Raw genomic sequence first — 23,005 nt, forward strand, 5'->3', positions numbered from 1 at the left:
GTTCAGCTCGGCGCAAGACCGGGATTTTGCTGTTCACCGCTTTCCCAGCGCCTTTCGCGCCGTCTTCGAGCCAAACCAGAGCTTTCATGTCCCAGAATCCGCAAAAGTCCGACGCCGCTGACTATTCCAAGACGCTGTTCCTGCCGCAGACGGAATTCCCGATGCGGGCCGGCCTGCCGCAGCGCGAGCCTGAAATCCTCAACTACTGGAACGAGATCGACCTCTACGAAAAGCTGCGGAAGGACGCTGCCGGCCGCGCCAAATTCGTGCTGCATGACGGCCCCCCCTACGCCAACGGCAACATCCATATCGGCCACGCGCTCAACAAGATCCTCAAGGACGTCGTCACCAAGAGCCAGCAGATGCTGGGCTTCGATTCCAACTACGTGCCGGGCTGGGACTGTCACGGCCTGCCGATCGAATGGAAGATCGAGGAAGAGAACTACCGCTCCAAGGGCAAGCAGAAGCCGGATTTTCGCGACTCCACCGCGATGGTGGCGTTCCGCAAGGAGTGCCGCGCCTATGCCACGCACTGGCTCAACGTGCAGCGCGAGGAATTCAAGCGGCTCGGCATCATCGGCGACTGGGACCATCCCTACGCCACCATGAGCTATCCGGCCGAAGCGCAGATCGCGCGCGAGCTGATGAAGTTCGCCGCCAACGGCACGCTCTATCGCGGCTCCAAGCCGGTGATGTGGAGCGTGGTCGAGAAGACCGCGCTGGCCGAAGCCGAGGTCGAATACGAGGACTACACCTCCGACATGGTGTGGGTGAAATTTCCGGTGACCTCGCCGGCGCATGGCGCGCTGGCCGAAGCGTCGGTGGTGATCTGGACCACGACGCCGTGGACGCTGCCCGGCAACCGCGCCATCTCGTTCTCGCCAAAGATCGCCTACGGTCTCTACAAGGTCACCGAGGCGCCCGCTGACAACTGGGCGAAGACCGGTGATCTCCTTATCCTGGCCGATGCGCTGGCGGAAGAAGTCTTCAAGCAGGCGCGCGTCACGGCGTACGACAAGGTGCGTGACATTCCGGGCGACACGCTCGACGCGGTGGAATGCGCGCATCCGTTGAAAGGTGTCGGCGGAGGCTACGAATTCACGGTGCCGTTATTGCCCGGCGACCACGTCACCGACGACACCGGCACCGGCTTTGTCCATACCGCGCCGGGTCACGGCCGCGAAGACTTCGACGTCTGGATGGCGAACGCGCGCGAGCTCGATGCACGCGGCATCAACACCACCATCCCCTACACCGTCGACGAGAACGGCGCCTATACCGACCACGCGCCGGGCTTCGAAGGTAGGCGTGTGATCAACGACAAGGGCGAGAAGGGCGACGCCAACGAGGCCGTGATCAAGGCGCTGGTCGAGGGTGGCAAGCTTCTCGCGCGCGGCCGGCTCAAGCATCAATACCCGCATTCGTGGCGCTCCAAGAAGCCGGTGATCTTCCGCAATACGCCGCAATGGTTCATTGCGATGGACAAGGACATCGCGGTGGATGGCAGGGCGAAACCCGGCGACACGCTGCGCGCCCGCGCGCTGCATGCGATCTCGGTGACCCAATGGGTGCCGCCCGCCGGACAGAACCGCATCAACGGCATGATCGCCGGCCGGCCGGACTGGGTGATCTCGCGCCAGCGCGCCTGGGGCGTGCCGATCGCGGTGTTCGTGCGCGAGAACGGCGACGGCTCGGCGGAAATCCTGCAGGACGAAATCGTCAACCAGCGCATCGTCGAAGCCTTCATGGAGGAAGGCGCCGACGCCTGGTACACCGACGGCGCGCGCGAGCGCTTTCTCGGGGAACGCGCGGCCGAGGAGTGGAAGAAGGTCGACGACATCTGCGACGTCTGGTTCGATTCCGGTTCGACGCACGCCTTCGTGCTGGAGGACCGCCAGAACTTTCCCAATCTCGGCAATATCGTTCGCAAGATCGACGGCGGCGACGATACTGTGATGTATCTTGAAGGCTCGGACCAGCATCGCGGCTGGTTTCATTCCTCGCTGCTGGAGAGCTGCGGCACCCGCGGCCGCGCGCCGTATGACGTAGTGCTGACCCACGGCTTCACGCTCGATGAGAACGGCCGCAAGATGTCAAAATCGCTCGGCAACACCGTCGAGCCGCAGAAGGTGATGAAGGATTCGGGTGCGGATATCCTCCGCCTCTGGGTCTGCGCCACCGACTATGCCGACGACCAGCGCATCGGTCCGGAGATCCTCAAGAACACCATCGAGACCTATCGCAAGCTGCGCAACTCGATCCGCTGGATGCTCGGCACGCTGCATCATTTCAATCCGGCCGACGCGGTCGCGCATGGCGAGATGCCCGAGCTGGAACGGCTGATGCTGCACGAGCTGGCCAAGCGCGCCGTCATCGTGCGCACGGCTTATGCCGAGTTCGACTACAAGACGGTGGTCGCGACGCTGGCGGCGTTCATGAACACCGAATTGTCGGCGTTCTATTTCGACGTCCGCAAGGACGCGCTGTATTGCGATCCGCCGTCCTCGGTCACCCGCAAGGCGGCGCTGACCACGATCGACATCATCTGCGATGCGATCCTGCGCTGGCTGGCGCCGGTGCTCAGCTTCACCTGCGAAGAGGCGTGGCGGATGTACCGGCCGGACGCCGAGCCCTCGGTGCACCTGACGCTGTTCCCGGAAGGCTTTGACGACTTCCGCGACGATGCGCTTGCCATGAGATGGGAAACCATCCGCAATGTCCGCCGCGTCGTCACCGGCGCGCTTGAGCTCGAACGCGCCGCCAAGAACATCGGTTCGTCGCTGGAGGCGTCGCCGCTGGTCTATGTGTCGGATGCGAGCATCTTCAACACGCTGTTCGATCTCGATCTGGCCGAAGTCTGCATCACCTCGAACGCGATGGCGACCAACGACGAAGCGCCGGCCGGCGCGTTCACCCTGCCCGACGTTCCCGGCGTTGCCGTGGTGGTCGAAAAGGCCGTCGGCACCAAATGCGCCCGTTCCTGGAAGATCCTGCCGACCGTCGGCGAAGACGCCGAGTATCCCGACGTCTCGCCGCGCGATGCGCAGGCCCTGCGCGAATGGAAGGCGCTGGCCGGGGGCGAGAAGCCGGCTGATGCCGAGGAAGCACCCGCCGCGCCGGTCCAGTTGGTTGAGACGCAGCCCGTCGAACCGGAGCAGCCGTCAACCGAAACGCCTGAGCAAGCCGTGCCGGAAGCCGTAACGGCTGCCAAGCCGACGAAGATCCGGCCGAAGAAGGCTCCGGATAGCACGGAAGCCGTCAAGGCCGAGACACCGGCCAAGGTCACCAAGGCCGCGGCGGCCAAAAAGGTCGTCGAGGCCGAGGAGCCCAAGGCCAAAAAGACCAAAGCCAAAACGCCGAAGGCTCAAAAAGCAAAAGCCAAGAAGTCGGCCAAGAAAAACGTAGCCAAGAAAGCCAAGGCCAAGAAGGCGACTAAATCCAAAAAGGCGCCTTCGGCAACGAAGGGGGCCAAGAAGGCAGCCACAAAGAAGGCGGCTGCAAAGGGCACGGCGAAGAAGGCGAGCAAGAAAAAGGCCATCAAAAAGCCGGGCAAGAAGCCGCCGGCGCCCAAGGCAAAGAAGAAAAAGAAGGCCAGGTAAGTGTCTGGCCTCGAACAGCCGCGAACGTCTCACCTTCGCGCCGGCATCTTGGCCGCCGTCATTGCGCTGGCGCTCGACCAGGCCTCGAAGCTATGGCTGCTCTACGTGTTCGACCTCGGCAATCGCGGCGCGGTCAGGGTCACGCCGTTCTTCGACCTGGTGCTGGCCTGGAACGTCGGGATCAGCTTTGGCTGGTTCCAGACCGACAACCAGCTCGCCCAGGTCGCCCTGATGGGCATCAAGGCGGTCGCGGTGATCGTGCTGGGGGTCTGGATGGCACGCGCCGGCACCCTCGTAGCGACGCTGGCACTAGGCCTGATCATCGGGGGGGCCATTGGGAACGGCATCGACCGCTTCCTGCATGGCGCGGTGGTCGATTTCGCCCTGCTCCATATCGAAATCGGCGGAAAAACCTTTAACTGGTATGTGTTCAATCTGGCCGATGTGGCCATTGTTGCCGGGGTAGCGGGCCTGTTGTATGACTCGTTCCTGGGGGTACCCGCCGCAAAAGCGCCCTGATCCCGGCGGATACGGATCGTTGCGGTATGGAGCCACAATGCGTCCCCAAGCCGGCCCCCGCGTATTGCAGAAATGATGAATGGGAACAGCGCGATGCTCGATATCGATGCCCGCTTCCGGATGCTGCCGAACACCTCGCTGAGCCGGGTCCTGCGGCTGGCCGCCATAGCCCTCGGCGTCGGCCTCGTGATGGCCGCCGGTCCGGTGCGCGCAGCCGATGACGATGACGAGGACGACAAGACCTTCGAGGAGAAGATCATCGAAGGCATCATGCGCGGCATCGGCGGCACCAACATGGAAAACCGCGGCATCGAGTACCGCGAGCGCTCGCCTCTGGTCGTTCCCCCCAAGCTGGACCTGCCGCCGCCGGCCGCGACCGCGGCCGAAATCAAGGCGCCGAACTGGCCGAAGGATCCCGACGAGCAGCGCCGCAAGGCGGCCGTCGCCGCGCGCAAGAAAGAGAACAAGGACCCGCGCGAGCAGGCCCGCATCCTGACGCCGGCCGAACTCGCCGTGGGCAAGACCGCCGCAACGGCGCGCAAGGACAACGATCCGGTGCAGCCAGGCACCTCGAATAACAATCCGATCCTGAGCCCGTCCCAGCTCGGTTACAGTGGCGGCTTCAGCGGCCTGTTCGGCGGCAGCAAGACCGAGACGGCGACCTTCAAGGAAGAGCCGACGCGAGACTCGCTGACCCAGCCGCCGCCGGGCTACCAGACACCGTCGCCGAACTACGCCTACGGCACCGGGCCGAAGGAATCGCTCAATAAGGAATACAACCCCTCGAAGGGCAAGTATGGCGAATAAAGCGTTTTGAGGTGAAGACCGGTTCTCAGAGAAACCCGATCTTCCATCAGAACCGAAAAGGCTCCGGTTAAGTATGGCGATTAGTTAAGCTGATCTCTCGCCTTCGTGACGATTATTGGTGCCGGCTGCGGTGTACGATGCCGCGGCTTGATCCCGGGCTGTTGTGTCGGGTTACTTCTAACGTTCGCGCGAATTCCTGCCGCGGGGCCGGTCACCGGTTTTGCGGCACGCGCGCCAGATAGGTCATGATGTCCTTACAGCGATTTGCCGCCTTTCTCGTTGCGGCCTCGACATTTGCATTTTCCGCCGGCAGCGCCTTCGCCCAGACCACGGTCACCTCGGAACGGCCCGCCAGTTTCACGCTGGACAATGGCCTGCAGGTCGTCGTGATCCCGGATCGCCGCACGCCGGTCGTCACCCAGATGATCTGGTACAAGGTCGGCTCCGCTGACGAGACGCCCGGCAAATCCGGGCTGGCGCACTTCCTCGAACATCTGATGTTCAAGGGCACGGCGAAACATCCTGCCGGTGAATTCTCCCAAACCGTGCTGCGGATCGGCGGCAACGAAAACGCCTTCACCTCGCTCGACTACACCGGCTATTTCCAACGCGTGCCGCGCGAGCATCTGGCGAAGATGATGGAGTTCGAGGCCGACCGCATGACCGGCCTCATCCTCAAGGATGAGAACGTGCTTCCCGAGCGCGACGTCGTGCTGGAAGAGTTCAACATGCGCGTCGCCAACAATCCGGATGCGCGGTTGTCCGAACAGATCATGGCGGCGCTCTATCTCAACCATCCCTATGGCCGCCCCATCATTGGCTGGCGCCAGGAGATCGAGAAGCTCGATCGCGAAGACGCGCTGGCGTTCTACAAGCGCTTCTATGCGCCGAACAACGCGATCCTGGTGATCGCGGGCGACGTCGACGCCAAGGAAGTCCGCCCGATGGTGGAAAAGGCCTATGGCGGCATTCCGGCGCAGCCGGCAATCTCGGCGCATCGCGTCCGTCCGCAGGAGCCGGTGCCGGCCGCGCCGCGCACGGTGACGCTATCCGATCCGCGCGTCGAGCAGACCAGCCTGCGACGCTCTTATCTCGTCCCCTCCTCCACCACGGCGGCCGCCGGCGAAGGCCCCGCGCTCGACGTGCTCGCGCAGTTGATGGGAGGCGGCTCCAACTCCTATCTCTACCGCACACTGGTGGTCGACCGTCCGCTCGCGGTCAACGCCGGCGCAGGTTACCAGGGCACCTCGCTGGATCCCTCGCAGTTCTCGATCTCCGTTTCGCCCAAGCCCGGCGTGGAATTTTCGCAAGTCGAGCAGGCGATCGACGGCGTGATTGCCGATGTGATCCAGAATCCCGCCCGCGCCGAGGATCTCGAGCGGGTCAAGACCCAGCTGATTGCGGAGGCGATCTACGCCCAGGACAATCAGGCCACGCTGGCGCGCTGGTATGGCGGCGCGCTGACGACGGGGCTTTCGATCGACGACATCAGGAGCTGGCCGGACCGGATTCGCGCCGTCACCGCCGAACAGGTGCGCGGCGCTGCGCAGAAATGGCTCGAAAAGAACCGCTCGGTGACCGGCTATCTCATCAAGGACACCACGCCGAAACGCGAGGAGAAGCGCTCGTGATCCGTTTTTCGATTGGCGCACAGCGCCTCACGTCCGCCCTGTTTGCCGGCGCCGTGCTGTTGTCGCTGGCAGCGACGCCGTCGTACGCCGCGGCAAAAATCCAGCGGCTGGTCTCGCCCGGCGGCATCGAGGCGTGGTTCGTGCAGGACGCCACCGTGCCGCTGATCGCGATGGAATATGCCTTCGGCGGCGGCGCCGCCCAGGACCCGGCCGGCAAGTCCGGCGTCGGCAGCATGGTGGCCGGCCTGCTCGACGAGGGCTCCGGCGATCTCGATTCCAAGACCTTTCACGAGCGCCTTGAGCGACGCGCCATCGAGCTGAGCTTCTCCTCGACCCGCGACACCTTCCGCGGTTCACTCCGCATGCTCAAGGACAACAAGGACGAGGCGTTCGACCTGTTGCATCTGGCGCTGACTTCGCCGCGTTTTGAGGCTACCGATGTCGAACGCATTCGCGCGCAGGTGCTCTCCGGGTTGCGCCGCGAAACGACCAACCCGACCTCGCTGGCAAGCCGCAAATTCCTGGAACTGGCGTTCGGCGATCATCCCTATGGCCGGCAGTCGAACGGCACGCTGGACAGCGTGCCGAAGATCGACGTCGCCGACATGAAGGACTACGTCCGCCGTGTGATCGCCAAGGATACCCTGCGCATCGCCGTGGTCGGCGATGTCGACGCCGACACGCTCGGCAAGCTCCTGGACAAGACATTTGGTGCGCTGCCGGCCAAGGCCAGCCTGACGCCGGTCGCCGATGTCGAGGCTACCAGTCCGCCGCAGCGTGCCTTTGTGCCGCTCGACGTGCCGCAAACGGTGGTGACGTTCGGCGGCCCCGGCATTCGCCGCCACGATCCGAATTTCATGGCCGCCTATGTCGTCAATCACATCCTCGGCGGCGGAATGTCGTCGCGGCTCTACAAGGAAGTGCGCGAAAAGCGCGGCCTCGCCTATTCGGTCTATGAATCCCTGCTCTGGATGGACCGCTCCGCGCTGTTCATCGGCAACACCGGCACCCGCGCCGATCGGGCCGGCGAAACCGTCGATGCCGTCGAGAAGGAAATCCGCCGCATCGCCGAGGAAGGCCCGACCCAGGAGGAACTGGACCAGGCAAAATCCTACCTCAAGGGCTCGCAGATGCTGGCGCTCGATACCTCCTCGAAACTTGCCCAGGCGCTGCTGCAATATCAGCTCGACAAGCTGCCGATCGACTATATCGAAAAGCGCAACGCGATCGTCGACGCGGTGACGCTCGACGACGCGAAGAAGGCCGCCCAGCGCCTGTGGGGCAAGGGTCTGCTCACCGTGATCGTCGGCCGCGCCCCGCAGGCCGCCGCCCAGCCGGTGGCAGCGCAGCCGAAGGCGAACTGACGGCTATTCCGCCGTCATGGCCGGGCTTGTCCCGGCCATCCACGTCTTTCATGATGCTGTGCTACGAGAACGTGGATGCCCGGGACGAGCCTGGGCATGACGAATTGGTGTTCCCATGCTGCGGGTTTCCCGCGACCTTGCGATCGACGAAAATGATATCGAGATCGGCTTCGTCCGTGCCTCCGGCCCGGGCGGGCAGAACGTCAACAAGCTTTCGACCGCGGCCCAGCTCCGCTTCGACACGCGCAAGATCACGCTGCCGGAGGATGCGGCCCTGCGGCTGAACCGGATTGCCGGCCAGCGCATGACCAAGGAAGGCGTGATCGTGATCCACGCCCAACGCTTTCGCACCCAGGAGCGCAACCGCGCCGACGCCATCGACCGCCTGCTCGAAATACTGCGCGAAGCCATGGTGCGGCCGATTCCGCGGCGCGCGACCAAGCCGACCTTCGGCTCCAAGCAGCGGCGGCTAGAAGGCAAGAAGCGCCGCAGCGACGTCAAGGCAAAGCGCAACACGGCGCGGTTCGACGATTAGAGTTTCTAGTCGCGATCAAGATACTCCCGGATCATCAGCCGCGCGCGGTGAATCCGCGCCTTGACGCTTTCGCGCGTCAGACCGAGTGAACACCAGCGTTTTTCCCCGATAGAGCCGTCCCGCCGCCCTTTCGGTTCGCGGACACGTGACCAAAACGCAAAAAAACCCCGGCCGCCGATTGCGACCGGAGTTCTGTGTGGAGAGCCACCCGTTGGAGGAAAACGGGCTTCCTCCAGACGGTGCTTATCGGCCGGATACCGGCGGGGTCGTGGTCGTACCCTTCGCGCCGCTGCCGGTGCCGACGGTGGTCTTCGCGCCGGGCTTGGCGCCCGCGGCCTTGGTGCCGCCAGCCGGCGCATCGGCGTCCATGCTGCCGGCCGCGCCGCCTTGCATCTGCGTCTTGCCCATTGCACCGCCGCGGGCCGGCGCGTCGGATGAGGCGCCTTGCGCCAGCACCGGACCGGCAAGCAGCGCCAAGATTGCAACCGCGATCGCCGAGGTGTTCACTAGCTTCATCGAAATCTCCTAATTGCTGGCGACAAGCGCTCGGTTACTCCAGCCGTTCGCTCCGAGCATGCTCATCGCCGGATCACTCATTCGCGAACGGCACGCGCCATGCAAGCCGCGCCATGTGGTGATCGTGCAGGGATTTCGGGGTCATTTTGCGAATCCTTGGCCATCGACCCACCGCATATGCGGCGACGGGAACTTCGCGTCTGCGAACTGAAGTTGGAAGCTTCGATCGGAAGCGCGCTGCTTTTGTCGTGCGGTGAAACAGCCCGCTACTACCACAGCAGATTTTTCGCGACCTACAGTCTGTGCACGCCGATGGTGGAGCACATGACGAAACTGCGCGCGCTAGGGGCAATCGGACTTGGATTTTGCATCGCACAGCCTGTCGTGACGATGGCCGTCGCACAGATACCGTTACCGTCAGCCAAGCCAGCGGACGGGTCGACACTGTTCAAGCAGCAATGCGCAACGTGCCATACCACCAACCTGTCCGATCCGGGTCGCCAGGGACCATCGCTGTTCAAGATCGTCGGCAGGCCGGCAGGCAAGGCCGACGGCTTCCGCTATTCAGCCGGCTTCACCGAGGCCAGCTTCGCCTGGGACGACGCCAGGCTGGATGCCTATCTCACCAATCCGCAATCGGTAATCCCGGGCTCCAACATGGCCTACCGCCAGGCCAAGGCAGAAACCCGCGCCGCCATCATCGCTTACCTGAAGGAGCTGAACTGAATGGCAAAGCCTGTTCATTCGATGATCCGCGTATTCGACGAGGCGAAGTCGCTCGACTTCTACGCACGCGCGTTCGGGCTCGAGGTCGCCGATCATCTCAAGTTTGCGGATTTCGCGCTGATCTACCTGCGTCACCCCTCCTCGCCGTTCGAGGTCGAACTGACCGTCAATTACGATCGCAAGGAGCCCTATGCGCTCGGTGACGGCTACGGCCACCTCGCCGTCGTCGTCGACGACCTCGACGCCGAACATGCGCGGTTCGAGCGCGAACGGCTGTCGCCCGGGCCGCTGCGCGACTTCAAGCATGATGGCAGGACGCTGGCGCGCTTCTTCTTCGTCAGCGACCCCGACGGCTACAAAATCGAGGTTATCCAGCGCGGTGGACGGTTCGGTTGATCGCAATCAACAAGCCATTGAGGGAGGACATCCATGAGAGAAGTCGATCGTCGGAGCAAATACGACCGCCGCGTTTTTCTGAAGGGCGCGGCCACGGCGGTGCCCGCCACGGCCATTGCAGCCAGCGCGGGATTGAGCATCAGCGACGCCTGGGCCAATGACGCCACCGCGCTGACGCCGGCGACACTCAAGACGCTGGTCAAGGTCGCCCGCGATATCTATCCGCACGATTTCCTGGGCGACAGCTACTACATTACCGCGATCAAGCCGTGGGACGGCAAGGCGGCGAAAGACCCGGCCACCAAGGCGCTGATCTCGAACGGCGTCGCGCGCCTCGATCAGGAAGCCAATGAGCGCCACAAGGTGCCCTACGCGCAGGTGCCGTGGGAAACCGACAGGGTGGCGCTGCTGCAGCGCATCGAGCAATCCGATTTCTTCCAGAAGGTCCGCGGTGACCTCGTCGTCTCCCTTTATAACCAGAAGGAGCTCTGGCCGAAGTTCGGCTACGAGGGCTCCTCTGCCGAGCACGGCGGCTATATCAAGCGCGGTTTCGCCGACATCGACTGGCTCCCGAAGGCTTGAACAGCCGCGGTCAACGAACAGCAGGGGAGGAAATCAACATGGCAAAATTCGATCTGAACGACAGCGGCGTGGTCGTAATCATCGGCTCCGGCGCCGGCGGCGGAACGCTCGGCAACGAACTGGCGCAGAAGGGCGTCAAGGTCGTGATCCTGGAGGCCGGGTCGCGCATCGAACTGCAGGACTTCGTCAACGATGAATGGGAGAGCTTTACCCAGCTCGCCTGGTCCGACATGCGAACGACCTCGGGAAGCTGGCGCGTCGCCAAGGATTTCCCGAATCTTCCAGCCTGGATCGTCAAGGCGGTCGGCGGCTCGACCACGCATTGGGCCGGCGCTTCGCTGCGCTTTGAAGAGCACGAGTTCAAGGACAAGACCACCTACGGCAACATCCCCGGCGCTAATCTCCTGGATTGGCCGATCACGCTCGCCGAACTGGAGCCGTGGTACGCCAAGGCCGAAGACAAGATGGGCGTCACCCGCACCAACGGCATCGCGGGCCTGCCCGGCAACAACAATTTCAAGGTGCTCGAAGCCGGCGCGAAGAAGCTCGGCTACAAGACCGTGCACACCGGCAACATGGCGATCAACAGCGCGCCACGCGACGGGCGCGGGGCCTGCCAGCAGATCGGCTTCTGCTTCCAGGGCTGCAAGTCGGGCGCGAAATGGTCGACGCTCTATACGGAGATCCCCAAGGGCGAGGCGACCGGCAATCTCGAGGTGCGCCCCAACAGCATGGCGATCAAGATCGAGCATGACGCATCCGGCAAGGTCACGGGCGTGGTCTATGCCGACGAGAACGGCGCGATGCAGCGCCAGAGGGCGCGCGTGGTGGCGGTCGCCGGCAATTCAATCGAAAGCCCGCGGCTGTTGCTCAACAGTGCCTCGAACCACTTCCCCGACGGCCTCGCCAACTCGTCCGGCCAGGTCGGCCGCAACTATATGCGACACATGACCGGCAGCGTCTATGCAGCGTTCGAGAAATCCGTGCACATGTACCGCGGCACCACCATGGCCGGCATTATCCGCGACGAGGCCAGGCACGACCCCAAGCGCGGCTTCGCCGGCGGCTACGAGATGGAGACGCTGTCGATCGGCGTGCCCTTCATGGCGGCGTTCCTCAACCCCGGCGGATGGGGACGCTCCTTCAGCTCAGCGATGGAGTCCTATCCGCGCATGGCGGGCATGTGGCTGGTCGGCGAGGACATGCCGCAGGAAACCAACCGCATCACGCTAGATCCAAAGGCCAAGGACAAGTTCGGCATGCCGGTGGCGAGCGTGCATTTCGACGATCATCCCAACGACGTCGCGATGCGCAACCACGCCTACAAGCAAGGCACTGCCGTCTACGAGGCCGTCGGCGCCACCGTGACCTATCCGACCCCGCCCTATCCGAGCACGCATAATCTCGGCACCAACCGGATGAGCGAGAAGCCGAAAGACGGCGTCGTCAACAAGTTCGGACAGGCCCATGACGTCAAGAACCTGTTCGTCTCCGACGGCAGCCAGTTCACGACCGGCGCCGCCTGCAATCCGACGCTGACGATCGTCGCCCTGGCGATGCGGCAGGCGGACCATATTGCGGGGGCGATGCAGCGGAAGGACATCTAGATCGAAAAATTGGAAGCGGCCCGGTCCGATATCGGCCGGGCCGTTTTTCGTCGATCGTGTGGAACTTATTCGGCTGCGTCGAGCATCGCGGGGCGACCGCCGCGGAATTCCGCAACAGCGGCCGCACTCTTGGCCCGATAGATCATGCAGGAACAACGCAGCAGTGACGCGAAATTCCTGACCTCGCCGTGATGGTCGAGCACTTCGTCATGCAGCGTGGTGAGGAACTTGGCGAGGCTCATCCCCTCCTTCGCCGCGATTTCCTCCAGCGTATCCCAGAATGACATTTCCAGCCGGATCGAGGTGCAATGGCCGCCTATCCGCAGCGATCGCGTCTGCGATTCATAGTCGCGTTGGGGCTGGTGCGCGAACAGACTGCACATGGCGTTCCTCCGGGCAGATTATAATTTTTCTAAACGATATACCGGCCCTCACGACCCCACAATCCCAAGTTCGATCGATGCGATCCTAACGCAGGGCGCTCCATCGGAGCCGAACCTCAGCATCTTCAATGCGATAGTCCGGTTTCATCCCCAGCCGGTCACGGCTTCGCCTTCTTCCCATGCATTTGCCGGCTCGGCCGCCTACAATACCTTTCCAGCCCTCGAATCGACGTTTCCGCCCCATGCCCGTCCGCCAGCTTCCCGAACAGGTCGTCAACCGCATCGCCGCCGGCGAAGTGGTCGAACGTCCCGCGAGCGTCGTGAAGGAGCTGGTAGAGAACGCCATCGACGCCGGCGCCAGCCGCGTCGACATTTTTACCGATGGCGGTGGAAGGCGGCGGATCGGCATCACCGACGACGGCAGCGGCATGACGCATGCCGATCTCGCGCTGGCCGTCGATCGCCACGCCACGTCCAAGCTCGACGACGAGGATCTGCTGCACATCCGCACGCTTGGATTCCGCGGCGAGGCGCTGCCCTCGATCGGCGCGGTGGCGAAGCTCGGCATCACCACGCGGCATCGCAGCGAGCCGCATGCCTGGTCACTGTCGGTCGAAGGCGGAGAGAAATCGCCGATCATGCCGGCGGCGCTCTCGCAGGGCACCCGCGTCGAGGTCAGCGATCTCTTTTACGCGACGCCGGCACGGTTGAAATTCCTCAAGACCGATCGCACCGAGGCCGAAGCGATCCGCGAAGTGGTACGGCGGCTGGCGATGGCGCGGCCCGACATCGCCTTCACATTGGCCGGCGAGGAACGCGCGCCGGTGACCTGGGCCGCCGCGCTGCCCGGCGCGGCCGGCCGGCTGACGCGGCTTGGCGATATCCTGGGCAGCGATTTTCGTTCCAGCGCCATTGAAGTGCGCGCCGAGCGCGAGGGCGTCGTGGTCGAAGGCTTTGCCGCGGCGCCATCACTGACGCGGGCGAACGCGCTCGGACAGTATCTGTTCGTCAACGGCCGCCCGGTGCGCGACAAGCTGATCCTCGGCGCGGTACGCGCGGCCTATTCGGATTACCTGCCGCGTGACCGTCATCCCGTGGTGGCGCTGTTCGTGACGCTGGAGCCGCAGGAGGTCGACGCCAATGTGCACCCGGCCAAGACCGAGGTGCGGTTTCGCAACGCGGGCCTCGTCCGCGCCCTGATCGTGCACGCGCTGAAGGAAGGCCTCGCCCGCGAGGGCAGGCGCACCGCCGCCAATACCGACGGCGCGGCGCTGTCAGCGTTTCGCCCGTCGTTTGCGCCGCGCCCAACCAATTGGGACTGGCGCAGCTCGCCTTCCTATCCGGTCAATTCAGCACCTTCGTTCGGCGGCGCGATGGCGTCGGCCCTCGCGGAAGCCGGACAGGCCGCGTTCGATGTTGGTACACCGACCGCCGACGTGCGCTTCGAGGCGCAGCCCGCACCCGATATGCTCGACCGCCCGCTCGGCGCGGCGCGCACGCAGATCCACGAGACCTATATCGTGTCGCAGACCCGCGACGGGTTAATCGTCGTGGACCAGCACGCCGCGCATGAGCGCATCGTCTATGAGCGGCTGAAGGCCTCGCTGGCGAAGAACGGCGTACAGCGGCAGATCCTGCTGATTCCCGAAATTGTCGAGCTTGACGAGGCGACCGTCGAAAAACTGCTGGATCGCGCCGAGGAGCTGGCATCGTTCGGCCTGGCGATCGATTCCTTCGGCCCCGGTGCGGTGGCCGTGCGCGAAACGCCGTCGTTGCTCGGCAAGGCCAACGCGGCGGGACTTCTCCGCGATCTCGCCGAACACATGAGCGAATGGGACGAGGCGCTGCCGCTGGAACGGCGTTTGATGCATGTCGCCGCCACCATGGCCTGCCACGGCTCGGTCCGCGCCGGCCGCCGCCTCAAGCCGGAAGAGATGAATGCGCTGCTGCGCGAGATGGAAGACACGCCGAACTCCGGCCAGTGCAACCACGGCCGGCCGACCTATGTGGAATTGAAGCTGAGCGATATCGAGAAGCTGTTCGGGAGACGATAGGCACAGCACTTCCACACATTCAACTGTCATCGCCCGGCTTGACCGGGCGATGACAAGCATAATTGTGGGGGCAGCGGTTACGGACCTCGCAAAAACACGAACTCCGTATCGTCATACGCGCGCCGCTCCAGCTCCTCGAAGCCTTGGGGCGCGACGAACGCCGCGGCCTTCGCTTCCTCCACCACCGCAAGCGCCCCCGGCGTCAGCCAGCCGCCATCGCGCAGCGAGGCCAGCGCTTTCTCCGCTAGACCCTTGCCATAGGGCGGATCGAGGAAGGCCAGCGAGAACGGCTCCATCGGATGCGCCGGGCCTAGGTTGGTGGCGTCGCGGCGATAGACCTTTGTCACGCCGCCGAGGCCGAGCGCCTCGACATTGTTGCGCAACAGCGCCCGCGCTTCGGCGCCGTTGTCGATGAACAGCGTGAACGCCGCCCCGCGCGAGACCGCCTCGATGCCGAGCGCGCCGGTGCCGGCGAACAGGTCGAGCACGCGCGCGTCTTGAATCGGATCGTCGTAGGCGTGGATCAGGATGTTGAACACGGACTCGCGCAGCCGGTCCGCCGTCGGGCGGATCGCCTGCGTGGATGGCGACGCCAGATTACGGCCCTTCAGTCTTCCGCCGACGACGCGCATAACCCAACTACTCGTCCCGCGGCGTCAGATCGCGCTTGCCGTGATAGCCGCGCTTGGGGCGACGCGGCGGGCCGTAGCCGTTGGCCTCTTCCTCGTTGCGGGCGCGGGCTTCCTCGCTGCCGGTGCGCTGCACCAGCACGCGGCGGCCCTTGCGGTCGGCGATCAGCGCGCTCTTGCCCGCCGGCTTGACCGGCTTCTTGGCGCGCGGCGCCTCCGTCCCTTCGTCGTCGGATTTTTCGCCAGATTGTTCACCCGGCATCGGCCGGTTGAAATCCGCCCCCGCGAGCGTGGCGATCTTTTCCCCGAGCTGCTCGCGCAGCACCCGCGTCTTGACTTCCTCCACCTGGCCTTCCTCCAGCTCGCCAAGCTGGAACGGCCCGTAGGAGACGCGGATCAGCCGGTTCACCTCGAGGCCGAGATGCGCCATGACGTTGCGGACCTCGCGGTTCTTGCCTTCGCGGATCGCGAACACCAGCCAGACATTGGCACCCTGGTCACGCTCCAGCGTCGCGTCGATCGAGCCGTATTTGACGCCGTCGACCTCGACACCCTTCTTGAGCTCATCGAGCTGCGCCTGCGTGACCTCGCCATGGGCGCGCACGCGATAGCGCCGCAACCAGCCCGTATCAGGTAGTTCGAGCGCGCGCGCCAAGCCGCCGTCATTGGTCAGCAGCAGCAGGCCTTCGGTGTTGAAATCGAGCCGGCCGATCGAGATCAGCCGCGGCAGGCCCTCGGGCAGATTGTCGAACACGGTCGGCCGCCCCTCGGGATCGGCATGCGTGGTCATCAGCCCGCGCGGCTTGTGATACATGAACAGCCGCGTGCGCTCGCGCGGCGGCAGCACCTTGCCGTCGACGGCGATGGAGTCGTTCGCGGTGACGTCAAGCGCCGGCGAATTGATGACGCGGCCGTTGACGGTGACGCGGCCCTGCGTGATCCATTCCTCGGCGTCGCGGCGCGAGGCCAGGCCAGCGCGGGACACCACCTTGGCGATGCGCTCCCCGGATTTCTTGGCGCGCGGCGGTTGCGGCGCGCGCTTGTCGAATTCAGGTTGGCGTTCACGATAGGCCCCCCGGCCGCCGAAAGCCGGGCGTTTTGCGAAAATCTTGCTGTCGTCCTCGTTCTCGCGGCGCGGCCGATCGTCACCCACTTCACTGCGCGGATGTTCCTGCCAATCGGTGCGGCCCGCCGGCCGCTCGCGCGGACGGTCGAATTTCGGGCGATCCTCGCGCGAACGCGAAAAGCGCGGACGCTCCTCGCCGCCGCGGTCGTCGCGGGAGCGGTCAAAGCGCGGCTTGTCGAAACTGCGCGCACCGTCGCGGGCGGGACGCGAGTCGCGTTCGCCCCGATCCTCGCGCTTCTGCCACGGTTTTGAATCGCCACGATCGGGACGATCGCCAAAATCCTTACGCGGGCCACGATCGGGCGCGCCGCGCGAGGAGAATTTGCGCTCACCGCCGAATTTTCTGTCAGGCCTGTCGCCACGAGGGCGATCGCCGTCGCGCGATGGCCGGGCACTAAACGGCCGATCGCCACGCGGACGGTCGCCGTCCTTGCGAAAGCCTTCGCCGCGCGGCGTATAGGGCCGCTTTTCGCCGCCGCCTTCGCGCGGGGTATAGGGCTTCCTGTCGCTGAACTTTCGATCGGACGAACGTCCCGCCGGACGCGCATCGTCGCGCTCCCCAGGGCCGCTCGTGCGGCCCCGCCGCGGCGGACGGTCGTCGCGGTTGAAATTCGGACGGTCGCCGCGCGGCGTGTACGGGCGTTTCTCGCCACCGCCGCGATCTTCACGCGGCTTGAACGACCGCTTTTCACCATCTTCACCGCGTGACGGCCGGGCGGCATATGGCCGATCGCCGCGCGGACGCGGGGCATCTCCAAAATCCCGGCGCGGCGGACGGTCGTCGCCGTCGCGCTTGCCGGCGTAAGGCTTTCGATCCCCGGAATAGGGCTTCTTGCCGAACGATTTCGCGCCGTCGGACTTTCCGGCATAGGGACGCCGCTCGCCGTCGCCTTCACTCTTGCCGGCAAACCCGCGCTTGGCGAACTTCTTCTCCGGCCCCCTCGCAGCCCCGGAGCGGCCCTTGCCGTCTCCGGAGCGACCCTTGCCGCCGGGCCGGTCGCGCCGGCCGCGGGAATCGTTGTTTTTGTCGCTATCGCGGGGCATGAATGGTCTCTCGGGTACGAATGAATTGGCAATCAGAAGCGGATGGGCTGTCATAGCGATAACGCGCGCGCACTTTGCTCAAGGCGCATTCTCACGCAAAACCGGTATCCGCGTTTGCTGAAGGCGGCTCTCTTAGCAGGTTTCTTGCGATGATACGAGGCATGACTGCCCCTTCTTTCATGGATTTGGCGCTCGAAATGGCCGAAAACGCCGGAAAATCCGGCGAAGTGCCGATCGGGTGTGTCATCGTCAGGGGCGATGAGGTGATCGCTAGCGCCGGCAACCGGACCCTGACCGACCGCGACCCGACCGCGCATGCCGAGATTCTGGCGATCCGGCAGGCCGCCAAGGCGATCGGGAGCGAGCGACTGGTCGATTGCGACCTCTACGTCACGCTGGAGCCCTGCACGATGTGCGCGGGTGCGATCTCGTTCGCCCGGATCCGGCGGCTCTATTACGGCGCCGCCGACCCCAAGGGCGGCGCCGTGGATTCCGGCGTGCGGTTCTTTGCCCAGCCAACCTGCCATCATGTGCCGGAGGTCTATTCCGCAGTGGGCGAGACCGAGGCCGCGACGCTGCTCAGGGATTTTTTCAAGGTGCGGCGGTAGGCCCATTGCTCCCCACCCACCGCTGTCATCATCCGCGAAAGCGGATGATCCAGTATTCCAGAGACGGCAGCGATTGAACCGAAAGGCCGCGGCGTACTGGATCCCCGCCTGCGCGGGGATGACGAGTTGGGCTCATACGGGCCACGAAGCTAGCCTTTGAGAAAAAACTCCCGCAGCAGCTTCGCCGTCACATCCGGGTTCTCCTCGGGCAGAAAATGCCCCGAATCCACCGCCGCCCCCTCCACCTTCGTCGCCCATTTCTTCCACGTGTCGAGCGGCGTGGTCGCGGCACTCGCCACACCGGCATCGCCCCACAGCGCCAGCATAGGGACCGTGATCTTCTTGCCGGCCTCGACATCCGCCTTGTCGATCTCATAGTCGGCATAGGCACCCGCGCGATAGTCCTCGCACATCGCGTGGATGCGCGCGGGATCGCGGAACGGCGCGAGATAATGCTCCAGTGCCCGCGGATCGATTTCATCCAGTGTCTGCGATTTGGTCTGGCTCGCCATCTTCTGCCGGAGAAAAAACTCGCCATTGCTTGCGACCAGGGTCTCCGGCAGCGGGTATGGCTGCGCCAGAAACGCCCAGTGATAGATCTTCAGCGCGGAGAGCCGGTTCAGCTTTTCCCAGTAATCATAGGTCGGCGCGATATCGAGCACGGCCAATTTCGACAGCCGGCCGGGATGATCGAGCGCCAGCCGGTATGACACCCGGCCGCCGCGGTCGTGCCCGGCGAGTGCGAAATGCACATGGCCAAGCTGCTCCATCGTCTCCACCATCACCTTCGCCATCGCGCGCTTGGTGTAGGGCGTGTGGTTGTCGTCGCTGTCGGGCATGTCCGACCAGCCATAGCCAGGCAGATCAGCAATGATCAGCGTGAACTTGTCCGCCAGTTGCGGCGCCACCGGGTGCCACATCACATGCGTTGACGAGAACCCATGCAGCAGCAGCAGCGGTGGGCCCTTGCCGCCGACGCGGGCGAAGATGCGGCCCGACGAGGTGTTGATCCATTCGGAAGCGTATCCGGGGAATAGATCGGCGAGATCGGGCATGGGCGCTCCTTGGTGGGCTGCGGCGCTGCCGCTTCAAACTTTGTTTGCCGTTGCCGCTGGCAGGTCGCAGGTTTAAGCCATTCCCCAAGACCGACCAACAGGAACAAGAACCGAGGAAACCACAATGTCGATCGATTTCGAAATCCCGGCCGAAGCCAAGGCGATCCGCGAAAAGGTCCGCCAGTGGGTGCATGAGGAATGCATCCCGGCGGAGAAGGAACTCGACACCAGGCCGCTCGCCGAGGTGCTCGGGCCGCTCCGTGCAAAAGCCCGCGCGCGCGGCCTGTGGTGCCCGTGGGTTCCGAAGGAATATGGCGGCATGGGGCTCGGCCCGCTAGCGAACGCGCTGGTGCAGATGGAGCTCGGCGAGAGCATGCTGGGCGCGCTGTCGATGAATACGCAGGGCCCCGACGACGCCTCGATGATGACGATCCTCGCCCACGGCACGGAATATCAGAAGGAAAAATTCCTCAAGCCGCTGCTGAATGGCGACAAGCGCATCTGCTTCTCGATGACCGAAAAGGCCGCCGGCGCCGACGCCACCGGCATGCAGACCACGGCGGTGAAGGACGGCAACGAGAATTACATCCTGAACGGCGAGAAGTGGTTTTCCTCTTCCGCCAGCGTCGCCGACATGGCGCTTGTGATGGCCAAGACCGACCCGAACGCGCCGCGCCACAAGCAGTATTCGACCTTCATCGTCGAACTGCCGAACCCCGGCTACAAGATCAAGCGCAACGTCGCCAACATGGCGATCGAAGGTCCGCATGACCACGCGATCCATGGCGGCCACTCCGAGATCGAGATCAAGGATCTGAAAGTGTCGGCCGACAACCTGGTCGGCGGCGAAGGCAACGGCTTTGCCATGGGCCAGCACCGCCTCGCCTATGGCCGGCTGCGCCACGGCATGCACAACGTCGCCAAGGCGCAGCGCGCGCTCGACATGGCGGTCGGCCACATCACCACGCGCTCGACCTTCGGCCAACTGATCTCCGACCGTCAGGCCGTCCAGTTCATGCTCGCGGACTGCGCCGAACAACTCTACATCGGCCGCCTGATGCTGCTGCATATCGCCTACAAGGCGGAAAAGGGCCTCGACATCCGGCAGGAGAACTCGATCGCAAAGATCTTCCATGCCCACATGGTGCACAAGGTGATCGACACCGCGATCCAGCTCCACGGCGCGCTCGGCTTCAGCCAGGATACGCCGCTGGCGAAGTGGTACACGCAGGTGCGCGCACAGCGGCTGGTCGATGGTCCGGACGAAGTGCACAAATGGAAGATCGGCAAGAACGTCATCAAGGCGTTCCGCGAGCATGGTACGACGGCGAGTGCCGTGGGTGGCGATTTGCTGTAACAGTTTGAAACATGTCATTGCCGGGCTCGACCCGGCAATCCATCCAAGGACTCACGCGAAGAGCGATGGATGCCCGGGTCAAGCCCGGGCATGACCAGCGAAAGGCGCGTGGGCGCTTAGCTTCGCTCCTGCTCCACGGCCTGCCAGGCGATGTCGCGGCGGCAGAAACCGTCCGGCCATTTGATGCGATCAACAGCTTGATAGGCGCGCTGCTGCGCCTCGCGCACGGTCTTGCCCATCGCGCACACGTTCAGCACGCGCCCGCCATTGGCGAGAATGGCGCCGTCCTTCGCCACCGTGCCGGCATGGAAAATCTCGACACCCTCGATGCCGGCGGCGTCATCGAGGCCGTCGATGCGCGTGCCTTTCTTGTAGTCGCCGGGATAACCCTTCGCCGCCATCACAACCGTCAGCGCCGGATCGGGAAACCAGCGCAGGCCAAAATGCTTCAGTTCGCCGTCGCAGGCCGCCAGCAACGCCGGCACGATGTCGGACATCATCCGCAGCATCAGCACCTGGCATTCGGGATCGCCGAAGCGGACGTTGTATTCGAACAGTTTTGGACCCTGTGCCGTCAGCATCACGCCGGCATAGAGCACGCCCTTGAACGGCATGCCGCGTTTCTTCATGCCGGCGACCGTCGGCAGGATGATCCGCGCCATGATCTGGTCGTGCACTTCGGGCGTGACGAACGGCGTCGGCGAATAGGCGCCCATGCCGCCGGTGTTCGGGCCCTCGTCATGGTCGAACACGCGCTTGTGGTCCTGCGCAGAGGCCAGCGGGATCGCGGTCTCGCCGTCGCATAGCGCGAAGAAGCTGATCTCGCGGCCTTCGAGAAATTCCTCTATCACGACTTCCGCGCCGGCCGACCCGAACCCGCCGTCGAACATCATGGCGATGGCCGCCTCGGCTTCGTCGAGCGTCTTGGCGACGACGACGCCCTTGCCGGCGGCCAAGCCATCGGCCTTGACCACGATCGGTGCGCCCTGTTTGCGCACATAGGCCAACGCATCGTCCGCCGTGGTGAAGCGGCCATAGGCGCCGGTCGGAATATTGAACTCGCTACAGAGGTCCTTGGTAAATCCCTTGGACCCTTCGAGCTGCGCCGCCTGCCTGCCTGGCCCGAACGCCTTGATGCCGACTTTCGCGAGGTCGTCGACGATGCCCGCTGCCAGTGGCGTCTCCGGGCCGACCACGACGAAATCCACGGCGTTCTGCTTGCAGAAATCGATCACCGCCGAATGATCAGCAACGTCAAGCGCCACGCACTCGGCTTCGCGCGCAATCCCGGCATTGCCCGGCGCGCACCACAGTTTGGTCAGCAGCGGAGAAGCGGCGATCTTCCATGCGAGAGCGTGTTCGCGGCCGCCGGAACCGAGCAGGAGGATGTTCATGACAAGAGCCAGATACGGGTGGAAATGTGGCCTCGGTCGCACAAAACGGCACCTCGCCGCAAGGGGATATCAACAGGCCTCCTTCCCGACGGCGCTCCATGCGCGCCGATCCGGAAGCTCGGGCTGTTAGGCAGAAGCACGGCTAAGCTGGAGATTCCGGGTTCGATGCTTTGCATCGCCGTAGAATGACCGGTGAGAATTATGTCTGCCTTCCCGAGGCGGCGATGATTTCCTGCAGCATCGCGACGTGGCGGGCGAACGCGCCCCGCCCGGCGGCGGTGGCGGTCACCGTGGTCTGCGGCTTCTTGCCGACAAAGGCCTTTGCGACCGCAACATAGCCTGCTTTCGAGAGCGTTTCGATATGGGCGCCGAGATTGCCGTCGGTGGCGCCGGTCAATTTCTTCAGCTTGGCGAACTCCAGCCCGGCATTTGCCGGCATGGCGTTCAATGCCGCCATGACACGCAGGCGCAACGGCTGATGGATGATGTCGTCGAGGCCCGACATCGCGCTAGCTCCGGCGCATCCACAAGCCGCCGACCACGAGGCCGCCGCCATTGACGAACGCCATCCACAGGTCGAAGGCGGCGCCGATGAAGAAATAGCCGATCAAGGTCAATGCCGACACGCAAAGGCCGATCGTAATGAATGCGTGCCCGACCCACAGTCCAGCGATGCCGTAGACCAGCATGAAGTAGATCGGCCAGAACGTGCCCATCTGCCGCGACGTGAAGTGGCCCAGCCAGCAGGTGAAGAAGCCGAAAGCCATGAAGAAGAGAAATGCCAGCAGCATCCGCGCGTCGAACGTGCGAACACCGGATTGCGAATATTGGTATGCGCTGATGGCAACGGATACCGCAGCCCCGGCGACGTAGACCGCGATCCACGCGTAACCCGCGTGACGCGGCGACAGATAGGTCACGAGATAGCCGGCAAATGTCAGCGCTCCCCACATGATCATCATCAGACTGGCGAGGCCGTAGATCAGCGATTGACGGACGCGACGGGCGACGTCGTTGATCTCGGCCAGCGATTCGGCGGCCTGCTGGCTGTCCATCATGGAGCACCCTTCATG

The 23,005-nt window shown here is 64.3% G+C and carries 20 protein-coding genes and 1 pseudogene; 13 read left to right on the plus strand and 8 right to left on the minus strand.

Annotation, left to right across the window (positions count from 1 at the left end; translation table 11 throughout):
• Positions 1–86: 86 nt before the first annotated feature.
• The 6 genes and pseudogenes from ileS to arfB all read left to right on the plus strand — a co-directional run.
• Positions 87–3,071: pseudogene (ileS, locus tag QUH67_RS30025) on the plus strand (isoleucine--tRNA ligase); the annotation flags it as partial.
• Positions 3,072–3,599: 528 nt separating this feature from the next.
• The gene (gene lspA, locus QUH67_RS30030) at positions 3,600–4,118 is read left to right on the plus strand and encodes a signal peptidase II (protein ID WP_300943106.1); all 519 of its coding nucleotides are present in this window, start codon (positions 3,600–3,602) and stop codon (positions 4,116–4,118) included.
• A gap of 93 nt (positions 4,119–4,211) precedes the next feature.
• Positions 4,212–4,925: a hypothetical protein gene (locus tag QUH67_RS30035; RefSeq protein WP_300943107.1), complete on the plus strand. Its 714-nt coding sequence runs from the start codon at positions 4,212–4,214 to the stop codon at positions 4,923–4,925.
• 245 nt (positions 4,926–5,170) lie between these two features.
• A complete protein-coding gene (locus tag QUH67_RS30040) occupies positions 5,171–6,556 on the plus strand; it encodes a M16 family metallopeptidase (RefSeq protein ID WP_407080365.1) in 1,386 nt (461 codons plus the stop codon).
• The gene (locus tag QUH67_RS30045) at positions 6,553–7,920 is read left to right on the plus strand and encodes a M16 family metallopeptidase (protein WP_407080366.1); all 1,368 of its coding nucleotides are present in this window, start codon (positions 6,553–6,555) and stop codon (positions 7,918–7,920) included. The genes QUH67_RS30040 and QUH67_RS30045 overlap by 4 nt, the downstream gene beginning before the upstream one ends.
• Before the next feature lie 115 nt (positions 7,921–8,035).
• The gene (gene arfB, locus QUH67_RS30050) at positions 8,036–8,455 is read left to right on the plus strand and encodes an alternative ribosome rescue aminoacyl-tRNA hydrolase ArfB (RefSeq protein WP_300943109.1); all 420 of its coding nucleotides are present in this window, start codon (positions 8,036–8,038) and stop codon (positions 8,453–8,455) included.
• 243 nt (positions 8,456–8,698) lie between these two features.
• On the opposite strand, the gene QUH67_RS30055 is transcribed toward arfB, so the two are convergent.
• Positions 8,699–8,971 (minus strand): hypothetical protein, encoded by a 273-nt coding sequence (locus tag QUH67_RS30055; protein ID WP_300943110.1) that lies wholly within the window; start codon positions 8,969–8,971, stop codon positions 8,699–8,701.
• A 390-nt stretch (positions 8,972–9,361) separates the two neighbouring features.
• On the opposite strand from QUH67_RS30055, the gene QUH67_RS30060 reads away from it, so the two are divergent.
• Genes QUH67_RS30060 through QUH67_RS30075 form a run of 4 tightly spaced genes read left to right on the plus strand, consistent with a single transcriptional unit; the run spans position 9,362 to position 12,282 of the window.
• Positions 9,362–9,697: a c-type cytochrome gene (locus QUH67_RS30060; RefSeq protein WP_320416157.1), complete on the plus strand. Its 336-nt coding sequence runs from the start codon at positions 9,362–9,364 to the stop codon at positions 9,695–9,697.
• Entirely contained in the window at positions 9,698–10,093 is a 396-nt protein-coding gene (locus tag QUH67_RS30065; protein WP_300943112.1) for a VOC family protein, read from the plus strand. It abuts the gene before it with no gap.
• Positions 10,094–10,126: 33 nt separating this feature from the next.
• The gene (locus QUH67_RS30070) at positions 10,127–10,675 is read left to right on the plus strand and encodes a gluconate 2-dehydrogenase subunit 3 family protein (RefSeq protein ID WP_300943113.1); all 549 of its coding nucleotides are present in this window, start codon (positions 10,127–10,129) and stop codon (positions 10,673–10,675) included.
• A gap of 38 nt (positions 10,676–10,713) precedes the next feature.
• Entirely contained in the window at positions 10,714–12,282 is a 1,569-nt protein-coding gene (locus QUH67_RS30075; RefSeq protein ID WP_300943114.1) for a GMC family oxidoreductase, read from the plus strand.
• Positions 12,283–12,347: 65 nt separating this feature from the next.
• Here the strand turns inward: QUH67_RS30075 and QUH67_RS30080 are convergent, their stop codons facing one another.
• Positions 12,348–12,665, minus strand: a complete 318-nt coding sequence (locus tag QUH67_RS30080) for a ribbon-helix-helix domain-containing protein (RefSeq protein ID WP_300943115.1) — start codon at positions 12,663–12,665, stop codon at positions 12,348–12,350.
• Positions 12,666–12,907: 242 nt separating this feature from the next.
• Here QUH67_RS30080 and mutL point away from each other — a divergent pair, with 242 nt between their 5' ends.
• Positions 12,908–14,719: a DNA mismatch repair endonuclease MutL gene (gene mutL / locus QUH67_RS30085; protein ID WP_300943116.1), complete on the plus strand. Its 1,812-nt coding sequence runs from the start codon at positions 12,908–12,910 to the stop codon at positions 14,717–14,719.
• A 77-nt stretch (positions 14,720–14,796) separates the two neighbouring features.
• Here mutL and rsmD read toward each other — a convergent pair whose 3' ends face one another.
• Together rsmD and QUH67_RS30095 are read right to left on the minus strand one after the other, a co-directional pair.
• Entirely contained in the window at positions 14,797–15,351 is a 555-nt protein-coding gene (gene rsmD, locus QUH67_RS30090) for a 16S rRNA (guanine(966)-N(2))-methyltransferase RsmD (protein ID WP_300943117.1), read from the minus strand.
• Positions 15,352–15,358: 7 nt separating this feature from the next.
• Positions 15,359–17,518, minus strand: coding sequence for a pseudouridine synthase (locus QUH67_RS30095; protein ID WP_300943118.1), 2,160 nt, complete (start codon positions 17,516–17,518; stop codon positions 15,359–15,361).
• 161 nt (positions 17,519–17,679) lie between these two features.
• Between QUH67_RS30095 and QUH67_RS30100 the strand changes: the two genes are divergently transcribed.
• Positions 17,680–18,126, plus strand: a complete 447-nt coding sequence (locus QUH67_RS30100) for a nucleoside deaminase (protein WP_300943119.1) — start codon at positions 17,680–17,682, stop codon at positions 18,124–18,126.
• A gap of 149 nt (positions 18,127–18,275) precedes the next feature.
• Here QUH67_RS30100 and QUH67_RS30105 read toward each other — a convergent pair whose 3' ends face one another.
• Positions 18,276–19,181, minus strand: a complete 906-nt coding sequence (locus QUH67_RS30105) for an alpha/beta fold hydrolase (RefSeq protein WP_300943120.1) — start codon at positions 19,179–19,181, stop codon at positions 18,276–18,278.
• 124 nt (positions 19,182–19,305) lie between these two features.
• Between QUH67_RS30105 and QUH67_RS30110 the strand changes: the two genes are divergently transcribed.
• Complete coding sequence (locus tag QUH67_RS30110) at positions 19,306–20,538, plus strand: acyl-CoA dehydrogenase family protein (protein ID WP_300943121.1); 1,233 nt, start codon at positions 19,306–19,308, stop codon at positions 20,536–20,538.
• Between the two features lie 116 nt (positions 20,539–20,654).
• On the opposite strand, the gene purD is transcribed toward QUH67_RS30110, so the two are convergent.
• The 3 genes from purD to QUH67_RS30125 form a co-directional block, all read right to left on the minus strand.
• Positions 20,655–21,932: a phosphoribosylamine--glycine ligase gene (purD, locus tag QUH67_RS30115; RefSeq protein WP_300943122.1), complete on the minus strand. Its 1,278-nt coding sequence runs from the start codon at positions 21,930–21,932 to the stop codon at positions 20,655–20,657.
• A 199-nt stretch (positions 21,933–22,131) separates the two neighbouring features.
• Positions 22,132–22,437, minus strand: a complete 306-nt coding sequence (locus QUH67_RS30120) for a winged helix-turn-helix domain-containing protein (protein ID WP_300943123.1) — start codon at positions 22,435–22,437, stop codon at positions 22,132–22,134.
• Between the two features lie 4 nt (positions 22,438–22,441).
• Positions 22,442–22,990: a hypothetical protein gene (locus QUH67_RS30125; protein WP_300943124.1), complete on the minus strand. Its 549-nt coding sequence runs from the start codon at positions 22,988–22,990 to the stop codon at positions 22,442–22,444.
• Positions 22,991–23,005 lie beyond the last annotated feature (15 nt).

The organism is Bradyrhizobium roseum (genome assembly GCF_030413175.1).
Taxonomy (GTDB): domain Bacteria; phylum Pseudomonadota; class Alphaproteobacteria; order Rhizobiales; family Xanthobacteraceae; genus Bradyrhizobium; species Bradyrhizobium roseum.

Bases quoted from the DNA above. Each gene is read 5' to 3' on its own strand.
- QUH67_RS30035 (WP_300943107.1), top strand. From the start codon at position 4,212: ATGCTCGATATCGATGCCCGCTTCCGGATGCTGCCGAACACCTCGCTG.
- QUH67_RS30040 (WP_407080365.1), top strand. From the start codon at position 5,171: ATGATGTCCTTACAGCGATTTGCCGCCTTTCTCGTTGCGGCCTCGACA.
- arfB (WP_300943109.1), top strand. From the start codon at position 8,036: ATGCTGCGGGTTTCCCGCGACCTTGCGATCGACGAAAATGATATCGAG.
- QUH67_RS30055 (WP_300943110.1), bottom strand. From the start codon at position 8,971: ATGAAGCTAGTGAACACCTCGGCGATCGCGGTTGCAATCTTGGCGCTG.
- QUH67_RS30060 (WP_320416157.1), top strand. From the start codon at position 9,362: ATGGCCGTCGCACAGATACCGTTACCGTCAGCCAAGCCAGCGGACGGG.
- QUH67_RS30065 (WP_300943112.1), top strand. From the start codon at position 9,698: ATGGCAAAGCCTGTTCATTCGATGATCCGCGTATTCGACGAGGCGAAG.
- QUH67_RS30070 (WP_300943113.1), top strand. From the start codon at position 10,127: ATGAGAGAAGTCGATCGTCGGAGCAAATACGACCGCCGCGTTTTTCTG.
- QUH67_RS30075 (WP_300943114.1), top strand. From the start codon at position 10,714: ATGGCAAAATTCGATCTGAACGACAGCGGCGTGGTCGTAATCATCGGC.
- QUH67_RS30080 (WP_300943115.1), bottom strand. From the start codon at position 12,665: ATGTGCAGTCTGTTCGCGCACCAGCCCCAACGCGACTATGAATCGCAG.
- mutL (WP_300943116.1), top strand. From the start codon at position 12,908: ATGCCCGTCCGCCAGCTTCCCGAACAGGTCGTCAACCGCATCGCCGCC.
- rsmD (WP_300943117.1), bottom strand. From the start codon at position 15,351: ATGCGCGTCGTCGGCGGAAGACTGAAGGGCCGTAATCTGGCGTCGCCA.
- QUH67_RS30095 (WP_300943118.1), bottom strand. From the start codon at position 17,518: ATGCCCCGCGATAGCGACAAAAACAACGATTCCCGCGGCCGGCGCGAC.
- QUH67_RS30100 (WP_300943119.1), top strand. From the start codon at position 17,680: ATGACTGCCCCTTCTTTCATGGATTTGGCGCTCGAAATGGCCGAAAAC.
- QUH67_RS30105 (WP_300943120.1), bottom strand. From the start codon at position 19,181: ATGCCCGATCTCGCCGATCTATTCCCCGGATACGCTTCCGAATGGATC.
- QUH67_RS30110 (WP_300943121.1), top strand. From the start codon at position 19,306: ATGTCGATCGATTTCGAAATCCCGGCCGAAGCCAAGGCGATCCGCGAA.
- purD (WP_300943122.1), bottom strand. From the start codon at position 21,932: ATGAACATCCTCCTGCTCGGTTCCGGCGGCCGCGAACACGCTCTCGCA.
- QUH67_RS30120 (WP_300943123.1), bottom strand. From the start codon at position 22,437: ATGTCGGGCCTCGACGACATCATCCATCAGCCGTTGCGCCTGCGTGTC.
- QUH67_RS30125 (WP_300943124.1), bottom strand. From the start codon at position 22,990: ATGATGGACAGCCAGCAGGCCGCCGAATCGCTGGCCGAGATCAACGAC.